The following is an 18200-nucleotide window of genomic DNA, read 5'->3' as shown; positions in this document are numbered from 1 at the left end:
GCGATTGGCCGGGGGCAGGAGGCCCAGGTGCCGGCCGCTTGACCTGGGGCCGCCCCGGGGTTGTAGTTTGCCCAGGTCAAATCCTTCGAGGAGTCGCCATGGCCGCCTGCAATCACTCGCGCTGGGAACCTTCCCACGATTATCGCCCGCTGGAAACCAACACCGAGCGCCAAGCCTGGCTGGTGGTCGCGCTGACCGGGGCGACCATGCTGGTGGAGATCGCCGCCGGCTATGCCTTCAATTCCATGGCCCTGCTCGCCGATGGTTGGCACATGGCCTCGCATATGCTCGCCATTGGCCTGACCGCCTTGGCCTATCTGCTGGCGCGGCATTATGCCGATGATCCGCGCTTCGCCTTCGGCACCTGGAAGATCGAGGTGCTGGCCGGCTTCGCCAGTGCGCTGCTGTTGCTGGTGGTGGTGGCGCTGTTGCTGTTCGAGTCGTTATGGCGGCTGTGGCAACCGCAGGCGATTGCCTTCGAGGTGGCGCTGGGGGTCGCTGTGCTCGGTCTGCTGGTCAACCTGCTGTCGGCCTGGCTGTTGCGTGAGCAGCAGGGTCACGGCCACGTGCATGCTCATGGCGAGCACGCTCATGCCGCTCCAGCGGCGGGCAAGGATCTCAATCGGCAGGCCGCCTTTCTCCATGTGCTGGCGGATGCCCTGACCTCGGTGGCGGCGATCGTTGCCCTGCTGGGCGGTTGGTTGTTCGGCTGGAGCTGGCTCGATCCGCTGATGGGCGTGATCGGCTCAGTGATCATTGCGCTATGGGCCAAGGGCTTGTTGAGCGAGACCGCCAAGGTGCTGCTCGACCGCGAGATGGACAGCCCCGTTGTGCTGCGTGTGCGCAGCGCTTTGGCGCAGGAAGCAGATAGCGAGTTGGCGGATTTGCACCTGTGGCGAGTCGGCCGGGCGCAATATGCCTGCATCGTCAGCGTGGTAACCCATGGCGACCTCTCGGCGGATCGCTACAAGCTCCGTCTGGCGGGGGTCAGCGAGCTGGTGCATGTCACCGTGGAAGTCAATCGTTGCGCGGAAAACGCGCCCTGAGCGTGGCGCCAAGGCGGGAGTTTTTTCGGCTGGAACGCCGCTAGGACTTTTGACTTTAACGGTGCCTGCGCGGGTCGCCAAGCGCTATTCGTCGAGCCGACGAATAAACCTGAAAAAACTGAAAAAAACATTCGCCTGTCATGCTTTTTGGAGTATTTAAAAGACAGACCGCCGAACCCTGCAGACAGGTGGCGTCCCTGGCCTTCACCTTGCTTGCACCTGCTCAGCCCCCGTCTGAGCGACCGGCGGTCCCCGCGGCGGAACGCTGCTCAGGCATTTCGTCGCTTGGCTCCTAGAAGAAGGTGACCGAGTATGGATGACCACGGAAGCTTCAAGCCCACTGCTCCAACCCTCTATGCCCTCGACACCAATGTGTTGATCCACGACCCCAATGCCTTGCTGAATTTTCAGGAACACCACGTCGCTATCCCGATGACCGTGCTGGAGGAGCTGGACAAGCTGAAAACCGGCAAACTGGGCGTCGCCGCCGAGTGCCGTCAGGCCATTCGCTTGATCGACAAGATCCTTGGCAGCGCCACCCCCGAGGAAGTGGAGCATGGTGTCGCGATCCAGCGTGAGAAGAGCGGCCCCTGTGGCTTTCTCTCGATTCTCATGACTAAGAGTGCCTCCCCCATCACCTGGCTGCCGGAGGATCTCAACGACAACAAGATCATCAACCAACTGGTCGAGCTGAAAGCCCGCCGACCGGACATGTCCGTGGTGCTGGTGACCAAGGACATCAACATGCGCCTGAAGGCGCGCGCCTGCGGTATCGACTCGGAGGACTACCACACCGACCAACTGGTCGACGATGTGTCGCTGCTGTCGAAGGGCTATCACAGCATGAGCGGTTCCTTCTGGGATCGGGTGAGCAAGGTCGAGACCCGTCAGGATCACGGCCGCACCTGGCACCGCGTGCAGCTGATCGACAACCTGCCAGCGGTGCACGTCAACGAGTTCATCATCGACGAGCAGGGCTTCGTCGGCTGGATCAAGGGCATCCAGAACGATGAACTGCTGATCCTCGATCTGCACCAGGAGCCCTTGCTGCATCAGGAGGCCTGGGGCCTGCGTCCGCGCGACATCCATCAGGCGCTGGCGCTGTTCGCCTTGCTCGACCCGGACATCCACCTGGTCAACCTGTCCGGCGCCGCCGGCTCGGGCAAGACCATTCTGGCCCTGGCCGCGGCCATCGAGCAGACCATGGTCAGCAAGCGCTACCGGCGGATCATCGCCACCCGCAGCGTGCAGGGCCTGGATCAGGAAATCGGCTTTTTGCCCGGCACCGAGGCGGAGAAGATGGAGCCCTGGCTCGGCGCCATCACCGACAACCTGGAAGCGTTGCACATGGACGACGAGAACACCCACGGCAGCGTCGATTACATCCTGCAAAAAGTGCCCTTGCAGTTCAAATCGCTCAATTACATCCGCGGGCGCAGCTTCCAGCAGAGTCTGATCCTGATCGACGAGTGCCAGAACCTCACCCCGCACCAGATGAAGACCATCATCACCCGCGCCGGCACCGGCTCCAAGGTGGTCTGTCTGGGTAACCTGGCGCAGATCGACACCCCCTACCTGTCGGCGCCCAGTTCGGGCCTGACCTACCTCACCGAGCGCTTCAAGGACTTCCCCCACGGCGTGCACATCACCCTGCAAGGGGTGCCGCGTTCGATCCTGGCGGAATTTGCCGAAACCCATATGTAGGAGCTGGGCGGCAAGCTGCAAGCCATAGCTGCGAGTTGAAAGCGCAGCAGCTGATGGCTTGCAGCTGCCATATCTTGACTGCTGGGTTTACAATCGGCCGATCCCTGCCTGGAGTAAACCTGTGCTAACCCATCTCGATTCCCAAGGTCACGCCACCATGGTCGATGTCAGCGATAAAGCGCTGACCGTCCGCGAAGCCGTGGCTCAAGCCGTAGTGCGCATGCGCCCGCAGACCCTGCAGATGATCGTCGCTGGCGCGCATCCCAAGGGCGACGTGTTTGCCGTGGCGCGTATCGCCGGTATTCAGGCCGCCAAGAAGACCGCCGACCTGATTCCGCTCTGTCATTCGTTGATGTTGAGCAGCGTTAAGGTCGAATTGCTCGCCCTGGGCGATGATGCGGTACAGATCACCGCGCGTTGCAAGCTGAGCGGGCAGACCGGGGTGGAAATGGAAGCCCTGACCGCCGCCAGCGTCGCGGCCCTGACCATCTACGACATGTGCAAGGCCGTGGATCGCGGCATGGTCATCGAAAACGTACGCCTGCTGGAGAAGCTGGGCGGCAAGAGCGGCCACTACAAGGCCGAGGACGAGCAATGATTCGCGTGCAGTATTTCGCCCGTTACCGCGAGGCCCTGGGCCTGGATGGCGAGCAGCTGAGCGATACCCAGGAGCTTGCCACCCTCGACGACCTGCGCCGGCACTTGCTGGCGCGTGGTGGGGTATGGCAGGTGTTGGCCGAACAGAACCTGATGTGCGCGCGCAACCAGGAGTTGTGCAGCCTCGCCGAGCCGCTGGAGGAGGGCGATGAAGTGGCCTTCTTCCCCACCGTCACCGGAGGCTGAGCATGACCATCCGAGTCCAGCTGGAACCCTTCGATCCGGGGGCTGAAGTCAACGCGCTGCATGCGACGAACGTCGGCGTAGGCGCGGTGGTCAGCTTCGTCGGCTATGTGCGCGACTTCAACGAGGGCCGCCAGGTTGGCGGCATGTTTCTCGAACACTTCCCCGGCATGACCGAGAAATCCCTGGGCAAGATCGCGGCAGAGGCCGAACAGCGCTGGCCGCTGCTGAACCTGCAGATCATTCACCGCATCGGCCGTCTGGAACCGGGTGAGCCGATTGTCTTCGTCGGTACCACCAGCGCCCACCGCGAGGCGGCGTTCGAGGCTTGCGCCTTCGTCATGGACTACCTGAAAACCCGCGCGCCGTTCTGGAAGAAGGAAGACACGGCCGAGGGCTCGTGCTGGGTCGAAGGTCGGCACAGCGATCAAAGCGCCGCCGAGCGCTGGCGCAAGCCGTAGGCTATTCCCGGCGGCGCTGCGGTTGCGCTGCCGGGCGCTTAACGCCAGTCATCTTTGCTCGAATCGGGTCGCCAGCGCTCGGCTGGCGGTTGGGCGTGTCCGGTTGACGATTTGTACGTTTAAGTCCAGTATGGATTTTATCGTACAAAAAGAGGCTGGCAGATGACCCGTCCCCGCGCATCACCCCGCGCTAGTTTCCCGCACAGGCACATGCCTGATGCGCTTTTCTTCTGTCTTGCCGTCATTTCGCCAGGCCAGGGCGTTTGCCCGTGGGCGTGGGCTAGGTCACTCACTCAGCAGGAATCACCACAATGAAGAAACTCGTCTTACTGGGCGGCTTCGCCCTGAGCCTGATTGCCGCCAACCTGTGTGCTGCCGAAAACCCACTGCGCTTGGGCATCGAGGCGGCCTACCCACCGTTTGCCTTCAAGACCGCCGATGGCAAGATCGACGGCTTCGACCATGACATCGGCAACGCCCTGTGCGCCGAGATGAAAGTTGAATGCAGCTGGGTTGAACAGGAGTTTGACGGCCTGATTCCGTCGCTCAAGGTCAAGAAAATAGACGCCATCTTGTCGTCTATGACCATTACCGATGAGCGTCGTCATTCAGTCGATTTCACGGGGCGTTACTACTACAGCCCGGCCCAGTTGGTGATGAAAGAGGGCACTGAGGTTGCCGCAGATTTTTCCAACCTCAAAGGCAAGCGCATCGGCGTGCAACGCTCCAGCACCACCGACCGCTTCGCCAGTGAAGTGCTCGCCAAACAAGGCGTAGAGGTGGTGCGCTACACCTCGCAGAACGAAATCTATCTGGACATGCTCTCCGGCCGCCTCGACGGGATACTCGGCGATGTGTTTCCGGTGAATGAGGGCTTCCTGAAAACCGAAAACGGCAAAGGCTTTGCCTTCGTTGGCCCAAGCCTGACCGACCCCGACTACTTCGGTGAAGGCGCCGGCATCGCCGTGCGCAAAGGCGACAGCGAGCTGCTCGGCAAGTTGAATGCGGCGATCAAGGCGATCCGTGACAACGGCGAGTACCAGAAGATTCAGGCCAACTACTTCGACTTCGATATCTACGGCGACTAACAGGCCGTTGAAAACCGTAGGTGGTTTTTCAACGGCCTGCTAAGCCGCAGGCACAGCAAAAATGCCGCGCGGTGCGCGGAATTTCGGTGTCTGCAGGGCGGCGCTTTCACGAGGGGTGACTGGCCGGGTCGGCCCTGCCAGCGTGCGAGTTGGCGCAGGTTGCCGGCGTTAGTGGCCGTGGCGGTTACGGCTGGCCTGGACGATGCGCCCGGCGGGTACCCGCAACTGGGCCAGCAGATATTCGGCGAAGTCAGCTGCATAGCCCTGTCGGGCGATGGCTTGTTCCATGCAGTTCAGCCAGGCCTCGCTGAGGTCTGCGCCGATCGGCCATTGGGCATGGAAGGCGGGGATGGCGATGGTTCCGTATTGCTCGGCGAACAGCTTGGGGCCGCCTAGCCAGCCGCTGAGAAAGCAGGCCAGCTTGTCCATCGATTGCTCCAGGCTTGCCGGGTGCAGGCGACGCAACTCGGCCGCCTCGGGCAGGTGGTTCATCAATTGGTAGAAATCGGCCACCAGCCGGCGCAGACCCTCGATGCCGCCCGCGGCCTGGTAGGAGGCGTCGCCGACGCCGTAGGGGGGATGGTTGCTCACGGTGCTGGCCCTCGGTGGGAAAACGCCATTGTAGCCGGGCATCCGGTGGCGCAACATGCGGCCGCAAACCTGATGGCGGCCTGGGTGACGAATGCCCAATGTGCGTGTCCAACGCCCGCTCGGACAAGCGCCGCGCATTACAGCGTCCGCCGGATTCCAGCGCCTTTGATAACCCTCTTTGCGAGCCGCCGTCTTGCTTCGATTATCCCGCCTGATCGTTCCACTCATCTTCGCCGGCACCGCTTCGGCTGCCAGCACCTGTCCGCCGGGAGCGCACCAGGTATGCCTGCTCGCCTGCTTCTGTGCACCCGATCGGGTCGGGGAAATGGGCCCGATCTACGACGACCTGAACCGGCTGGCGGCCTCCGGCCTGGAGCAATGGCTGGTGCAATCGCGCAACGCCGTGGCCGCCGGTGAGGTTCACGTCATCCCGCTGAATGTGCGTGTTCAGCTCGAGCCCTACTACGACCTGCAGGTGCTGGAGGCGGTTCGCTACCGGCTGGGTGATGAGACGCAGCTGAACGCCGCCAACCTCATGCTACAAAATCCCGACGTGCAGGCGGTCACCCTGGTCGACATCATCGTCTTTCGCCATCAGCAGGACGCCCTCGACAACGTTGCCCTCTGGGCGCACGAACTCAAGCACGTGCAGCAGTACCAGCAATGGGGCGTCGCCGAGTTCGCCCGGCGCTACAGCCGGGATTACCAAAGCGTCGAGGCCCCGGCGTACGAGATGCAGGGCCGGCTGGCGAAGGCGTTACGGCTAGCTACACCCTAGCCAGAGGCGTGAGAGGCGGTGAAACAACCTCCGGCCTACTGCGGCCGTCAGCCAGCGGCTGCAGCGGCGTTGCGGTTTTTTCACAGCCTCTGGGTGCTAGTCGAGGCGATGCTGAGTCGACTGGCGGCAGTCGAGCCATTGCGGCCCTGCATTCACCCAACGCTACGGCCATCCTCCCGCTCACCTCTTGACGAAACGCCGCGCTGCGAAAGGGCATGGCTTGCCAAGGCGATGGCGAGGGCGACGGCAATCAGGGTCGCGGCGACGGCGAAGGTGGTGCGCATGCCGAGTGCGACAGCCTCGGGATGCGCGGTGCTGATCTCGCTCGTCGCCGCGCCGAGCGCGAACACCGAGCCCATGACGGCTGTGCCGGTGATCAGGCCGAGATTGCGCGCCAGGTTGAGCAAGCCGGAGACCACGCCCCGCCGGTCTGGGCGAACGTCCGCCATGACCGCGGTGTTGTTGGCCGCCTGGAATAGCGCGTAGCCGGCGGTGATGACGATGAGCGGGACGATGTAACCCAGGACGCCGAGCCTCACGGGCAGCAGCGGCAGGGCGCATGCGCCGGCCGCCATGCTGCTGAGCCCGGCTATGCTCATGCGCGGTGCGCCGAACCGATCGACGATACGCCCGGCCGGCATGCCCGCCAGCGCGGAGATAATCGGGCCGGACGACATGGCCAGCCCGACCCGGGCCGCATCGAGCCCAAGCGCAGTGGAGAGGTAGAACGGGCCGACCACCAGCGTCGCCATCATCACCGTCATGACCAGGGCGCTCATCGCAAAGCTCGCGCCGAGCGTCGAATCGCGGAACATCGCCAGGCGGATCAGCGGTGAAGCCGCTTTGCTTTCGACGCGCAGAAAGAGGCCGGCGCCGGTAGCCGCCGCGAACAGCAGCGCCGCATTGAGCAGGCCGAAGCTGCCGCGTCCCACCGTCATGGCCAACGCATAGGCCGCGAGAGTGATGACGAGCAACAGCGTCCCCAGGTGGTCGAAGCGCACGCGCTCGGCCTGCGCTAGCGGCCGAGCGGCGGGCAGGTGGCGAGCGGCGAGGCCGAATGCCAGCAGACCCAGCGGCAGGTTGATGAGGAAGATGGCCCGCCAACCGCCCCCGGCGATGAGCACACCACCCAGCGTGGGGCCGAGCGCGGTGCCGATCGCCGACATGCTGCCGAGCAGGCCCATGGCGCTGCCGGTCTTCGCCTTGGTCACCGTCTCACCCAGCAACGCCATGGTCAGGGCCATCATGATGGCGGCCCCCAGGCCCTGCACGGCACGGGCGGCGATCAGCAGCCAGAGCGTAGGCGCAATGCCGCACAGGGCCGAGGCGGCGGTAAACAGCGCTATCCCGGCCAGCATCAGCCGTCGGCGGCCGAGCATGTCGCCGAGCCGGCCGACACTGACGATCAGGCTGGTGATGGCCAGGAGATAGGCGAGAACGACCCACTGGACGTCCTGAAAGGTGGCGTTGAACGCCTGGGCCAGGGTCGGCAAGCCGATAGTGGCGATGCTGCTGGCCAGCGAGGACAGCAACATGGTGAGTGCAAGGCTGACCCGCGCCCACTTCAGCGACGGTCTGCGTTGCCCATATTCAGCGACTTCCTCGGCTGTTCCCGCGGCGCTTGGCTTCGATCTGCACTGCATGTTGGCGACTCCCGATAGGTTGCAGTCAGGAGCCTAATGCGCTATTTGAAGTAGCGGAAGGCGCAGCGTTTGCAGTTTATTCGTGCATCTAACGCCATGTCAGAATGAAGCCGTGCTGGGGTTTATCTATGTCGACGCCCGATCTCAACTTGCTGACCACTCTGGATGTGCTGCTCGCCGAGGGCAGCGTTGCGCGCGCCGCCCAACGCCTGCGGCTGAGTCCCTCGGCCATGAGTCGTGCCCTGGCGCGGCTGCGTGAAACAACCGGCGATCCGTTGCTGGTCAGGGCTGGGCGCGGCCTGGTGCCGACGCCCCGGGCGCTCGAGCTGCGCGAGCGGGTCAGCCAGTTGGTGCAGGACGCGCAAGCGGTGCTGCGTCCCGTGGAGTTACTCGATCTCCAGCAGCTCGAGCGAACATTCACCTTGCGCACCAGCGACGGCTTCGTGGAAAACTTCGGGCCGCGCCTGCTTGCCCGCATCGGCGCCGAAGCACCCGGCGTGCAACTGCGCTTCGTGCAGAAACCAGACAAGGACAGCACGCCGCTGCGCGAGGGCAGCGTTGATCTGGACACCGGTGTGGTCGGCGCCGCGACCAGCCCGGAGCTGCATACGCGGGCGCTGTTCCGCGACCGTTTTATCGGCGTGGTGCGCATGGGCCACGCGCTGAGCCAGGGCGAAATCACCCCGGCCCGCTACGCGGCTGGCCGCCACGTGCTGGTCTCGCGGCGCGGCCACGACCTGGGGCCGGTTGCCGAGGCGTTGGCGGCGCTTGGCCTGAAGCGGCAGATAGTCGCCATCGTCGGCGGCCTGTCGGCCGCGTTGTCCCTGGCGCGCGCGACGGATCTGGTCGCCACCGTTCCCGAACGCCATAGCGGCAACCTGGGTGGCGCAATGTTCAGCTTTCCCCTGCCGTTCAGTACTCCGGAGATCACGGTTGCCCTGTTATGGCACCCACGCATGAACGCCGACCCAGCGCATCGCTGGCTCCGCGAATGCGTGCGGGACGTCTGCACGGAACCGCTCGGTACTCCTTCGGCGTGATAACGAGCCAGTGAAGGCTGAAACCCTATCGTGGGGATCAAGCTGCGCGGGCGCATCAGCGATTAGTGGCTCTTGCTCATAGGCCCGCGAGTTGCAAGGTAGGCAAAGTTAATAGGCCCGGAACCTGGGCGCGTCTGCTCCTGTGCGCTTCTCGCCACCCGCGCACAGCGAGCGCTCAACCCTCTTCCTTGATCTCTTTCAGGTGCTTGTACACCGTCGCCCGGCCCATGTTCAGCACGTTGGCCACATAGTTGGCGGCGCTCTTGCCCTTGAACGCGCCTTCGGCGTGCAGGGCTTCGACCAGCTCGCGCTTGTGCTCGCGGGTCAGCAGGTTGAGGCCAAGCTGGCGCTGGCGCAGCCAGCTATGCAGGAAGGTGTTGATGCGCTCCTGCCAATCGTCGCGGAACAGCGCGTCTGGCTGCGCAATCAGCTTGCTGGAGGAGAGGAACAGATCCAGCGCCTGTTTGGCGCTCTCGAACAGCGAGATATTCAGGTTGATGCACAGCACCGCAATCGGTGCGCCTTGGCCGTCGCGCACCACGCTGCTGACCGAGCGAATCTTCTGCCCGTCCCAGTTGAGTTTTTCGTAAGGGCCGATGCTGCGTTCGTCGACTTCGCCGCCGAGCAGGTCTTCCAGGGCCGCGTCGTCGCCGATCTCGCGCTTGGAGATATTGTTGGCGATGTAATCGACTTTCTGCGTGCGCAGGTCGTGCAGCACCACTTCGGCGTGGGGAAAAAACAGGGTGGCGATGGCGTCGGCAATGACCCGGTAATTAGCCAGATCGGCGGCAGAGGTCGGTTTCATCAGGGGCTCCAGTCGGCGCCCCGCACGACGGGGCGCTGCGAGTGTGGCGTAAAGCGCCCGAGGCGTCACCCCCCGGGCGTTTTACCTGCATTCGGCGACTTAGCAGGCCGTTGAAAAACTACCTGCGTTGCCGATACGGCGTTAAGAACAGGCTCGGCTGTCTCGCCTAGGGTTTGCAACGGCCCGTTAGCCCAGACGCGCGGGAGAGAGCATCTGCGCGGTCAAACCGAAGGCTGCCAGGTGTGCTGGCAAGGGTTCGCCGCGGGCCAGGGCGGCGCAGGCCTGGCCCATCGCCGGCGAGGTCTGGATGCCGTAGCCGCCCTGCGCGGCGACCCAGAAAAAGCTCGGCTCCCGGCTGTCGTAACCGCCGACCAGGTCGCCATCGGCGACGAAGGAGCGCAGCCCGGCCCAGGTGCGGGCCGGCCGACGGATGCTCAGGCTGGTGTGCTCCTCGATCTGATAGATGCCCATGGCAATATCCAGCTCTTCCGGCTGCACATCATGCGGCTCGACCGGGTCGGCGTTGGCCGGCGAACCGAGCAGCATGCCGGCATCGGGCTTGATGTAGAAGGATTCGTCGAGGCTGACCAGCATCGGCCAATGATGGGTGTCCATGCCCTCCGGGCCGGCGAAGATAAAGGCGGCGCGGCGCTTGGGTTGCAGGCCGAGCGGAGCGACCCCGGCGAGTGTGGCGATCTGATCGCACCAACCGCCAGCGGCGTCGATCAGCACCTTGGCATGCAGGCTCTGAGTGGCGGTGCGCACTTCCCAGCCGTCGTCGCGGCGCTGGATCTGCAGCACCTCGCTGTTGCAGTGGATCTGTCCTCCATGCCGGCGGATGCCGCGCAGGTAGCCCTGGTGCAGGGCGTCGGTGTCGATGTCGGCGGCGCTCGGATCGAACAGCGCGCCCTGAACCTTCTCGGCGCGCAGCACCGGCAACATGGCGCAGGCCTGTTCGGCACTGAGCAATTGCACCTCGGCCACGCTGGCCTTGGCGCTCTGGTACTGGCGCTGCAATTCCTCCGGGTCGCCCGTGAAATCCACGCTCAGCTCGCCGCGCGGCGTGAGCAGCGGGTGTTCGGCGAAGTCGGCCGGCGGGGCGTCGAAAAACGCCCGGCTAGCGGCAGTCAGGGCACGCACCTGCGGCGTGCCATAGGCCACGGTGTAGAGCGCGGCGGAGCGGCCGGTGGAGTGGTAGCCCGGCAGTTGCTCGCGTTCCAGTACGATCACCCGGGCGTGCGGCGCCAGCCAGTAACCGGTCGAGGCGCCAGCAATACCGGCGCCGATGATGAGAAAGTCGGCCTGTTGCATGGCAGGGCTCCTAGGCGTTGCGTGCGTGCTTGAGATGGTAGAGCGCATTGGCCAGGGCGATGTCTTCCAGGCCCAAACCGATGGAGCGGAAGAACACATGGCGGCGATAGTCCGGCCGTGCCGCCTGGTCGCTGAGCAGCTCTGCCAGGTCGCCGCGAATCAGTGCGCGATCCCAGTCATGCTGTTCGCTGGCCAGGCACATTTCGCCGGCGCTGCCCGGGGTGGTGGCGCGGTAGTCGCAGTATACGTCCATGCTCGCCAGCGATTGTGGCGGCACTTCGTGGGCGCGTGGCGCGTTGGTGCTGATCGAGGTGATCAGCGCTGACTGGCGCAGGCTGTGCGGGTCGAGCACCGGGCCGGCGGATGAGGTGCAGAGCATGATCACCTCGGCGTCGCGGGTCGCCTCCTCAAGGCTGCCGCAGAGCTGCAGGCGCGGATCGAGCTGCTGCAATTCGCGGCGCTGCGCATCGCTCTGCTCGGCCAGGCTCGGCGAATAGACGCGGATGCTCTGCCACTCACGCAAACCTTTGACGTAGTGCACATGGGCGCGCGCCACCGCGCCGCTGCCGATCACCGCCAGACGCATGGCCTGCTTGGGTGCCAGGGCATCCACGGCCACCGCGGTGGTGGCGGCGGTGCGCGCGGTGGTCAGGCTGCCGGCATCGCAGAGCAGCAGCGGTTGGCCGCTGTGCATCGACATCAGCAGGGTCCAGGCGCTGACCAGCGGGCCTTGCTCGCGCACGATATAGGGCGAGGTCTTGACCCCGTACACGCCGGCTTCGGCCAATACGCCGAGGTAATTGATGAAATCGCCGGCTGCGTTGGGAAACTCGACCAACTGCTGCGCCGGCTGCACGGCATTGCCCGCCGCCAGACCACGGAACATGGCCAGCATGGCCTGGTGCACGTCGACCTGGGCGAGCAGCTGCTCGGTCTCTGCCTGGTGCAGTATGTAGGGCGTGACGTTAGGCATGCAGGTGTCTCCAGCGGGTAATGACTTAAAAATCTATTCTGGACTTTTAAGTATACTCCGGCAAGAGGCATGACCGCTGGTTGCCTGTGGGTGGCGCATGCTTGCCGCTGTCAGCCTTGGCTGTGTCAGGGACTCAACACTTAACCGGCTGTTGAAAAACTACCTGCGTTGCCAATAGTGCGTTAAAAACGGCCTGGCCTTGGCTGCCTCGGCGACATTCTTCAACGGCCTGTTAACGGGACATAGCCAATAAAAAAGCGAAGCCGCTTGGCTTCGCCTTTTTCTGTTTCCTGCCGGCTGGCGCTTAGCGCTTGTGCGGCACCGGTTTGAGCAACTCTTCTGGCGGCATTTCGCAGTTGATCTTGCGCCCCAGCAGTTGTTCGATCGGTGGCAGGGCGTAGGCGTCGTTTTCGCTGGCGAAGCTGATCGAGGTGCCGCTGGCGCCCGCGCGACCGGTGCGGCCGATGCGGTGCACGTAGTCGTCCGGCACTTCCGGCAGGGTGTAGTTGATCACGTGGCTGATGGCGTCGACGTGAATCCCGCGGCCGGCCACGTCGGTGGCGACCATGACCCGGATCTTGCCTTCGCGGAAGCCTTCGAGGGTCTTGATCCGCTTGTGCTGCGGCACATCGCCGGACATTTGCGCGGCGCTGATGCCGTCACGGGTCAGGCGTTCTTCGATGCGCCGCACTTCGTCCTTGCGGTTGGCGAAGACCATCACCCGGATCCAGTCGTTCTGCGCGATCAGGTTGTACAGCAGCTTGTACTTGTCGCTGGAGGCGACCATGTAGACGTGCTGCTCGACGGTGTCGCTGGCCACGTTCTCCGACTCGATTTCGACGATGGCGGGCTCCGTGGTCCACTGCTTGGCCAGGTTCATCACGTCGTCGGTGAAGGTCGCCGAGAACAGCAGGGTCTGGCGCTCGTTCTTTGGCGGGGTCTGGCGGATGATCTGCCGCACCTGGGGGATAAAGCCCATGTCGAGCATGCGGTCTGCTTCATCGAGCACCATCACCTCGACCATGTCCAGGTGCACCTCGCCACGCTGGTTGAAGTCGAGCAGGCGCCCCGGGGTGGCCACCAGGATGTCGCAATAGCGCGACTCGAGCAGCTTGAGCTGTTTGTCGAAGTCCATGCCGCCGACGAAACTCATGACGTTGAGCCCGGTGTATTTGGTCAGATCCGCGGCGTCCTTGGCGATCTGCACCACCAGTTCGCGGGTCGGCGCGATGATCAGCGCGCGTGGCTCACCCATGTAGCGCTCTTTCGGCGGCGGGGTCTGCAGCAGCTGGGTGATGATCGAGATCAGGAAGGCGGCCGTTTTGCCGGTGCCGGTCTGGGCGCGGCCAATGGCATCCTGGCCTCTGAGGGTGAAGCCGAGCACCTGGGCCTGGATCGGCGTGCAGTAGGGGAAACCCAGGTCGTGGATGGCATGCATCAGCTCGGGGGAGAGCTTGAAGTCATGGAAGCGGGTCTTGCCTTCGGCCGGTTCGACCACGAAGTCTTCCAGCTTCCAGCTGTTCGCCGGCTTGGCCGCCCGTTGGCGGCGGGGCTTGTCGGCCTTGACCGGCGCTTTCTCCTGGTTGGCCGCCGCCGCAGGTGCACTGCCGCTATCGCTGGCCGGCTTGTGCGGCTTGGCCGTGTGGCTGGGTTGCGCGGGGTGGGTGTCGCCGCTACGGGGCGTGGTTGGCGAAGCAGGCGTGCTGGTTGGGCTGGGCTGCTCACCCTCGGCTTTGCCGAATATTTTTTTGAGTGCTTTGAGCACGGTCATCTCGTCAATTGGTTAAGGAGTGAACGGCTGCCAGTGTAAAGCAAGAAGCCGGTGCGGCGAAGTGCCATGGCTGGCGGGCGCTATCGACCCGCTTTGTCGCGCCGGGCCTCGGCGGGTTGACGCGTCTTCGCGCCAATCGGCTTGGCAATTGACCGGGTGAGCAGGGCTTGTCCGTCAGCGTTGCCGGCGGATGTTAGCAGAGGCAGTTGCGGCCTTGCTGCTTGGCTTTATAGAGCGCGCCATCGGCACGGGCGATCAGGCTCTGCAGGCTGTCTTTCGGATCCATTTGCGCCAAGCCGATGGAAACCGTGACCCCGGGCAAAAGCCCGACCGACGAATAGAAGGATGTGACGTTCTCAAGGCTATGGCGCAACCGCTCGCCGATGCTGCGCGCCTCCGGAGCGGCGATTTCCGGCAGGAGAATGACAAACTCTTCGCCGCCGAAGCGTACCAGGCTGTCCTTGGCGCGCAGCTGATTGCGCAACGTGTGGGCCACCAGGCACAGGGCGTAGTCGCCGGCCAGATGGCCATGTTGGTCGTTGTAAGCCTTGAAGTGGTCGACATCCAGCATCAGCAGGCTCAAAGGCTGTTGGTTGAAGGCGCAGCGGGTGCTCTCGCGTTCGTACATGTGCTCGAGCCAGCGGCGGTTGAACGAGCCGGTCAGGGTGTCGACGTTGGCGTTCTGCTCACTGTTGAGAATTAGCAGGTTGCCTTGACGCAGACGGGTGCAGAGCAGTTCCAGCAGGTTGTGCATCAGTTGGGGCGATTGCTGGAACAGCTTGATCAGGGCTTCACGGTGCAAGCGCAGCATGCTGCTCGGCTCGGTCGCCACCACATAGGCGGAAGGGGGATGGTTGTCGATAAAGCTGATTTCCCCGGCGCAGTCGCCAGCGTGCAGGGTGCTGATCGGCGGATTGTCCAGCGAGCCGAGGTAGACCTTGAGTTGGCCTTTGAGCAGGAGGTAGAGGTGCTGGTTGTGGTTGAACGGCGACAGGAGGATTTCGCCAGGCTCCAGGTCGCAGATGCGGAACTCCTTGAGCGCTTGGTCGACGCTGCTGGTCGCGACATTGTTGAACAGGTGCAGTTGTCGGACTTGCTGCAGGTTGGCCTGCCTGCGTGAGGTTTTCATCGTGCGAGGCGTGTGCGCAGCAGGCTGGCAAAGGTGGTGGACATCGCTAACACTCCCTGTCGTATAGGCAATACCAACGCCCACTGTATGCCTGTGGGCGGGGGCTGGCAATCCTCGGCAAAAGTGTGGCGGGCCTGTGCGTGCGAACTGTGGGATGCATCACGGTCGGGCGCGTCCGTGCGCCCCAGGTGGCACTCAGTCGCTGCAGTGCAGTCGGGTGGCAACCGCGAACCCCGCCAGACGCTCGGCCACGGCCTGCTCCAGCTGGCTGTCGCGGCGCGGCAGATGGATATGGGCGAGCTGGCCGAGGTGCTCGTCGCTGAGTGCCTCGACGCGGATGGCGGTGTCCAACTCGGTCATTGCGGCCTGATAGACGCGGCGAATGGCATCGAGGCGCAGAGCCGGCTTGAAGGTCTTGCCCACGGCGGTGAGCGGGATGGCGTCGATGATCCAGATTTCCTTGGGCACGGCTGCGCGTTCGCAGATATGCGCGGCAGCATGCGTCAGTAGCTGCGCTTCGCTGGCCTGACTGCCCGGCTTGAGCTGGACATAGGCCACCGGCAGTTCGCCGACCTTCTCGTCGGGCTTGCCGACCGCGGCGGCCAAGGCCACGGCGGGGTGGCTGTGCAGGGCTTCCTCGATCATCTGCGGGTCGATGTTGTGGCCGCCGCGGATGATCAGATCCTTGCTGCGTCCGGTCAGCCAGATGTAGCCGTCGGCATCGATGCGGCCCAGGTCGCCGCTGTTGAACCAGTCGCCGTCGACCCAGATGCCGGCGTTCTTGCCGGCTTGCAGGTAGCCCTTGAACACGCTGGCGCCACGGATGCACAGGTTGCCGATTTCATTTGGCGCGGCATCGCGCAGGTAGCGGCCCTGCTCGTCGAGCAGCTTGATGCTCACCGCGCAGTAGGGCATGCGCAGGCCGATGGAGCCGGGGCGGCGCTCGCCGGCTGGCGGGTTGACGCAACTGCCGCAAGTGCCTTCGGTGAGGCCGTAGCCTTCGATCAGGGTCAGGCCGGTCTTGGCCTCGAACTGGCGGATCAGTTCCACCGGCATCGGCGCGGCGCCGCACAGGGCGTATTTCAGCGAGCTCAGGTCGTGGCCCTCGCTGGGTACCTGCAGCAGGCCGGCAAAGATGGTCGGCACGCCGCTGAAGAAGCTGACCTTGTGGCGCTCGATGAGGCGCCAGAAATTCTGCATCAGCGCGCCGTTGCGATAGCCCTGCGGGGTGGCCAGCAGCACCTCGGCACCGCCGCCGAAGGTGGTCAGGCCGGTGACGATGACGGCGTTGACGTGAAACAGCGGCAGGCCGCAGAGGGTCACGTCGCCAGGCGCGAAGCGGGTGACCAGGTTCATGCTGTAGGCCATGGCCACTTCGTTGCCGTGGCTGTGCGGGGCCAGTTTCGGGGTGCCGGTGGTGCCGCCGGTGTGGAAGTAACTGGCGATGTCGTCCGGGTGGAATTGGCGGGCGCTTTCCAGCCGGTCGGCCGGGCAGGCGGCGATCAGTTCGTCGAAGTCCAACACGCCTTCCGGCAACGGCCCGCGTTGCGCCTTGAGGGCGCTGCGCTGCGGTTCGTCCAGCAGGTTGGCCATGTCCACGCAGATCAACGCCTTGAGATTGGGGAGCCGGCCGCGCAGCGACTCGACCTTGGCCCACAGGTCGGTGCCGGGGAAGGGCGCCAGGGTCACCAGCAACTCGGAGTCGGCGGCCTCGATCAGCTCGGCGATATGCTCGGGTTCGAGCAGCGGATTGATCGCGTTGACGATCCCGGCCGCTTCGCCGCCCCAGATGGTGAAGTGGGTTTGCGGCAGGTTGGGCAACAGGAAGGACACCGCCTTGCCCGGGCGCAGGCCGAGGCGGTGAAAGGCGTTGGCCGTCTGGGTGATCTTGCCCAGCAGTTCCTGGTAATTGAGTCGATAGGCGGACTCGTCGGCAGTGCCCTGCAGAACAAAGGACAGCGCCGGCGCGTCCGGTTGGGCCGCGGTCGTGCGGCGGATCAGTTCGTAGGTGCTGGCCGGCAGGTTGCGCTCGGCCAGCGGGGTGGCTTCGATCTGTTCGATATCGGCTAAACCGCGAATGCTGGGTTGGCTGGTCATGTGTTGTTCTCTGCTCGTGGCGTTGGCGTGCTCAGCTGCTGCGCCAGCCAGTCGGCGATGTCGCGGATTTCTTCCGGCAGCACTTCGTGGGCCATCGGATAATCGCGCCACTGCACGGCGACGCCGCAGGCGGCCAGTTGATCATGGGCTGCACGGCCCATGGCGGGCAGCACAACGTCGTCGAATCTGCCATGCAAACAGAGTACCGGCAGTTGTCTTTTTGTATCTGCCAGTTGCATTTCGTCACTGAAGGTTGGCGCATAGGTGGACAGGGCGATGACTCCGCCGAGCGGCCCTTGCCAGCGCAGGAAGGCCGTATGCAGAACCACGGCGCCGCCCTGGGAGAACCCGGCGAGGAAGATCCGTGCCGGGTCGATGCCACTGTCGCGCTGCGCTTCGATCAGCGCGATCACTTGCCGGGCCGACGCTTCCAGTTGTTCGCGGTTGATCGCCCGTGCCGGGCTCATGGCGAGGATGTCGTACCAACTGGGCATGGCCCAGCCGCCATTGATGGTCACTGGTTGGGTGGGCGCTTGCGGCAAGACGAAGCGGGTGCTGCGTAAAGGCTGCTGCAATGCCTCGGCCACAGGCAGGAAGTCATAACGGTCGGCCCCCAGGCCGTGCAACCAAATGACGCAGGCGTCGGCCGCGAGTGTGGGCTGAAGGATCAACGGGTCGCTCATGGGTAGCTCCAGGGTGGTGCGATTGCGCAACTTTTAATGCACCTGAAATTTTAGTGAGTGGCTATTCTGTGAAGAAGATGTCGCAAGGTTGCAAGTTTTGCTCTTGACCTGAGCGTATCGCCATAAAGGCGAGGTTCTGGTACGGGCTTTGCGTAACCAAGCGGGATTCATGCTGTCGCCCGGCACGGTAACACTGCTACCAAACCGGGTACGGAATAGACGGGAAGCCATTTGATGGGG

At 64.1% G+C, this 18200-nt stretch carries 17 protein-coding genes; 8 read left to right on the top strand and 9 right to left on the bottom strand.

What is annotated here, in order from left to right:
• The first annotated feature begins 98 nt into the window (after nt 1-98).
• From dmeF to P8H27_RS00240, 6 genes are all read left to right on the top strand, one after another.
• Nucleotides 99-1046, top strand: coding sequence for a CDF family Co(II)/Ni(II) efflux transporter DmeF (dmeF, locus tag P8H27_RS00265; RefSeq protein WP_289634616.1), 948 nt, complete (start codon nt 99-101; stop codon nt 1044-1046).
• 312 nt (nt 1047-1358) lie between these two features.
• On the top strand, nt 1359-2750 hold the full coding sequence (locus tag P8H27_RS00260) for a PhoH family protein (protein WP_289634615.1): 1392 nt from the start codon (nt 1359-1361) through the stop codon (nt 2748-2750).
• A 121-nt stretch (nt 2751-2871) separates the two neighbouring features.
• Complete coding sequence (gene moaC, locus P8H27_RS00255) at nt 2872-3348, top strand: cyclic pyranopterin monophosphate synthase MoaC (RefSeq protein ID WP_289634614.1); 477 nt, start codon at nt 2872-2874, stop codon at nt 3346-3348.
• Nucleotides 3345-3593, top strand: a complete 249-nt coding sequence (locus P8H27_RS00250; RefSeq protein ID WP_289634613.1) for a MoaD/ThiS family protein — start codon at nt 3345-3347, stop codon at nt 3591-3593. The genes moaC and P8H27_RS00250 overlap by 4 nt, the downstream gene beginning before the upstream one ends.
• Nucleotides 3594-3595: 2 nt before the next feature.
• Entirely contained in the window at nt 3596-4051 is a 456-nt protein-coding gene (gene moaE, locus P8H27_RS00245) for a molybdopterin synthase catalytic subunit MoaE (protein WP_289634612.1), read from the top strand.
• A 311-nt stretch (nt 4052-4362) separates the two neighbouring features.
• On the top strand, nt 4363-5139 hold the full coding sequence (locus P8H27_RS00240) for an ABC transporter substrate-binding protein (RefSeq protein ID WP_289634611.1): 777 nt from the start codon (nt 4363-4365) through the stop codon (nt 5137-5139).
• A 168-nt stretch (nt 5140-5307) separates the two neighbouring features.
• Here P8H27_RS00240 and P8H27_RS00235 read toward each other — a convergent pair whose 3' ends face one another.
• Complete coding sequence (locus tag P8H27_RS00235) at nt 5308-5772, bottom strand: group II truncated hemoglobin (RefSeq protein ID WP_374761312.1); 465 nt, start codon at nt 5770-5772, stop codon at nt 5308-5310.
• 151 nt (nt 5773-5923) lie between these two features.
• On the opposite strand from P8H27_RS00235, the gene P8H27_RS00230 reads away from it, so the two are divergent.
• Nucleotides 5924-6508 (top strand): DUF4157 domain-containing protein, encoded by a 585-nt coding sequence (locus P8H27_RS00230; protein WP_289634609.1) that lies wholly within the window; start codon nt 5924-5926, stop codon nt 6506-6508.
• Nucleotides 6509-6660: 152 nt separating this feature from the next.
• On the opposite strand, the gene P8H27_RS00225 is transcribed toward P8H27_RS00230, so the two are convergent.
• Nucleotides 6661-8043 (bottom strand): MFS transporter, encoded by a 1383-nt coding sequence (locus tag P8H27_RS00225; protein WP_289634608.1) that lies wholly within the window; start codon nt 8041-8043, stop codon nt 6661-6663.
• A gap of 236 nt (nt 8044-8279) precedes the next feature.
• Here P8H27_RS00225 and P8H27_RS00220 point away from each other — a divergent pair, with 236 nt between their 5' ends.
• The gene (locus P8H27_RS00220; RefSeq protein ID WP_289634607.1) at nt 8280-9191 is read left to right on the top strand and encodes a LysR family transcriptional regulator; all 912 of its coding nucleotides are present in this window, start codon (nt 8280-8282) and stop codon (nt 9189-9191) included.
• Between the two features lie 175 nt (nt 9192-9366).
• Here P8H27_RS00220 and P8H27_RS00215 read toward each other — a convergent pair whose 3' ends face one another.
• From P8H27_RS00215 to P8H27_RS00185, 7 genes are all read right to left on the bottom strand, one after another.
• Nucleotides 9367-9996, bottom strand: coding sequence for a transcriptional regulator (locus tag P8H27_RS00215; RefSeq protein WP_289634606.1), 630 nt, complete (start codon nt 9994-9996; stop codon nt 9367-9369).
• A 186-nt stretch (nt 9997-10182) separates the two neighbouring features.
• Nucleotides 10183-11307 (bottom strand): FAD-binding oxidoreductase, encoded by a 1125-nt coding sequence (locus tag P8H27_RS00210; protein ID WP_289634605.1) that lies wholly within the window; start codon nt 11305-11307, stop codon nt 10183-10185.
• A gap of 10 nt (nt 11308-11317) precedes the next feature.
• Nucleotides 11318-12280, bottom strand: coding sequence for an ornithine cyclodeaminase family protein (locus P8H27_RS00205; protein ID WP_289634604.1), 963 nt, complete (start codon nt 12278-12280; stop codon nt 11318-11320).
• 304 nt (nt 12281-12584) lie between these two features.
• Nucleotides 12585-14045 carry an ATP-dependent RNA helicase RhlB gene (gene rhlB, locus P8H27_RS00200; protein ID WP_289634603.1) on the bottom strand — a complete coding sequence of 487 codons (1461 nt, stop codon included), beginning with the start codon at nt 14043-14045 and terminating at the stop codon, nt 12585-12587.
• A gap of 199 nt (nt 14046-14244) precedes the next feature.
• Nucleotides 14245-15180, bottom strand: a complete 936-nt coding sequence (locus tag P8H27_RS00195) for a GGDEF domain-containing protein (RefSeq protein WP_289634602.1) — start codon at nt 15178-15180, stop codon at nt 14245-14247.
• Nucleotides 15181-15375: 195 nt separating this feature from the next.
• Entirely contained in the window at nt 15376-17277 is a 1902-nt protein-coding gene (locus tag P8H27_RS00190) for an acyl-CoA synthetase (protein WP_289634601.1), read from the bottom strand.
• Entirely contained in the window at nt 17274-17960 is a 687-nt protein-coding gene (locus tag P8H27_RS00185; RefSeq protein WP_289634600.1) for an alpha/beta hydrolase, read from the bottom strand. The genes P8H27_RS00190 and P8H27_RS00185 overlap by 4 nt, the downstream gene beginning before the upstream one ends.
• Between the last annotated feature and the right edge of the window lie 240 nt (nt 17961-18200).

Origin of the sequence: Pseudomonas sp. sp1636, assembly GCF_030376615.1 — a bacterium.
Taxonomy (GTDB): domain Bacteria; phylum Pseudomonadota; class Gammaproteobacteria; order Pseudomonadales; family Pseudomonadaceae; genus Aquipseudomonas.
Note: the sequence above shows the minus strand (reverse complement) of the source record. Positions and strands in the feature narration are given on the sequence as shown.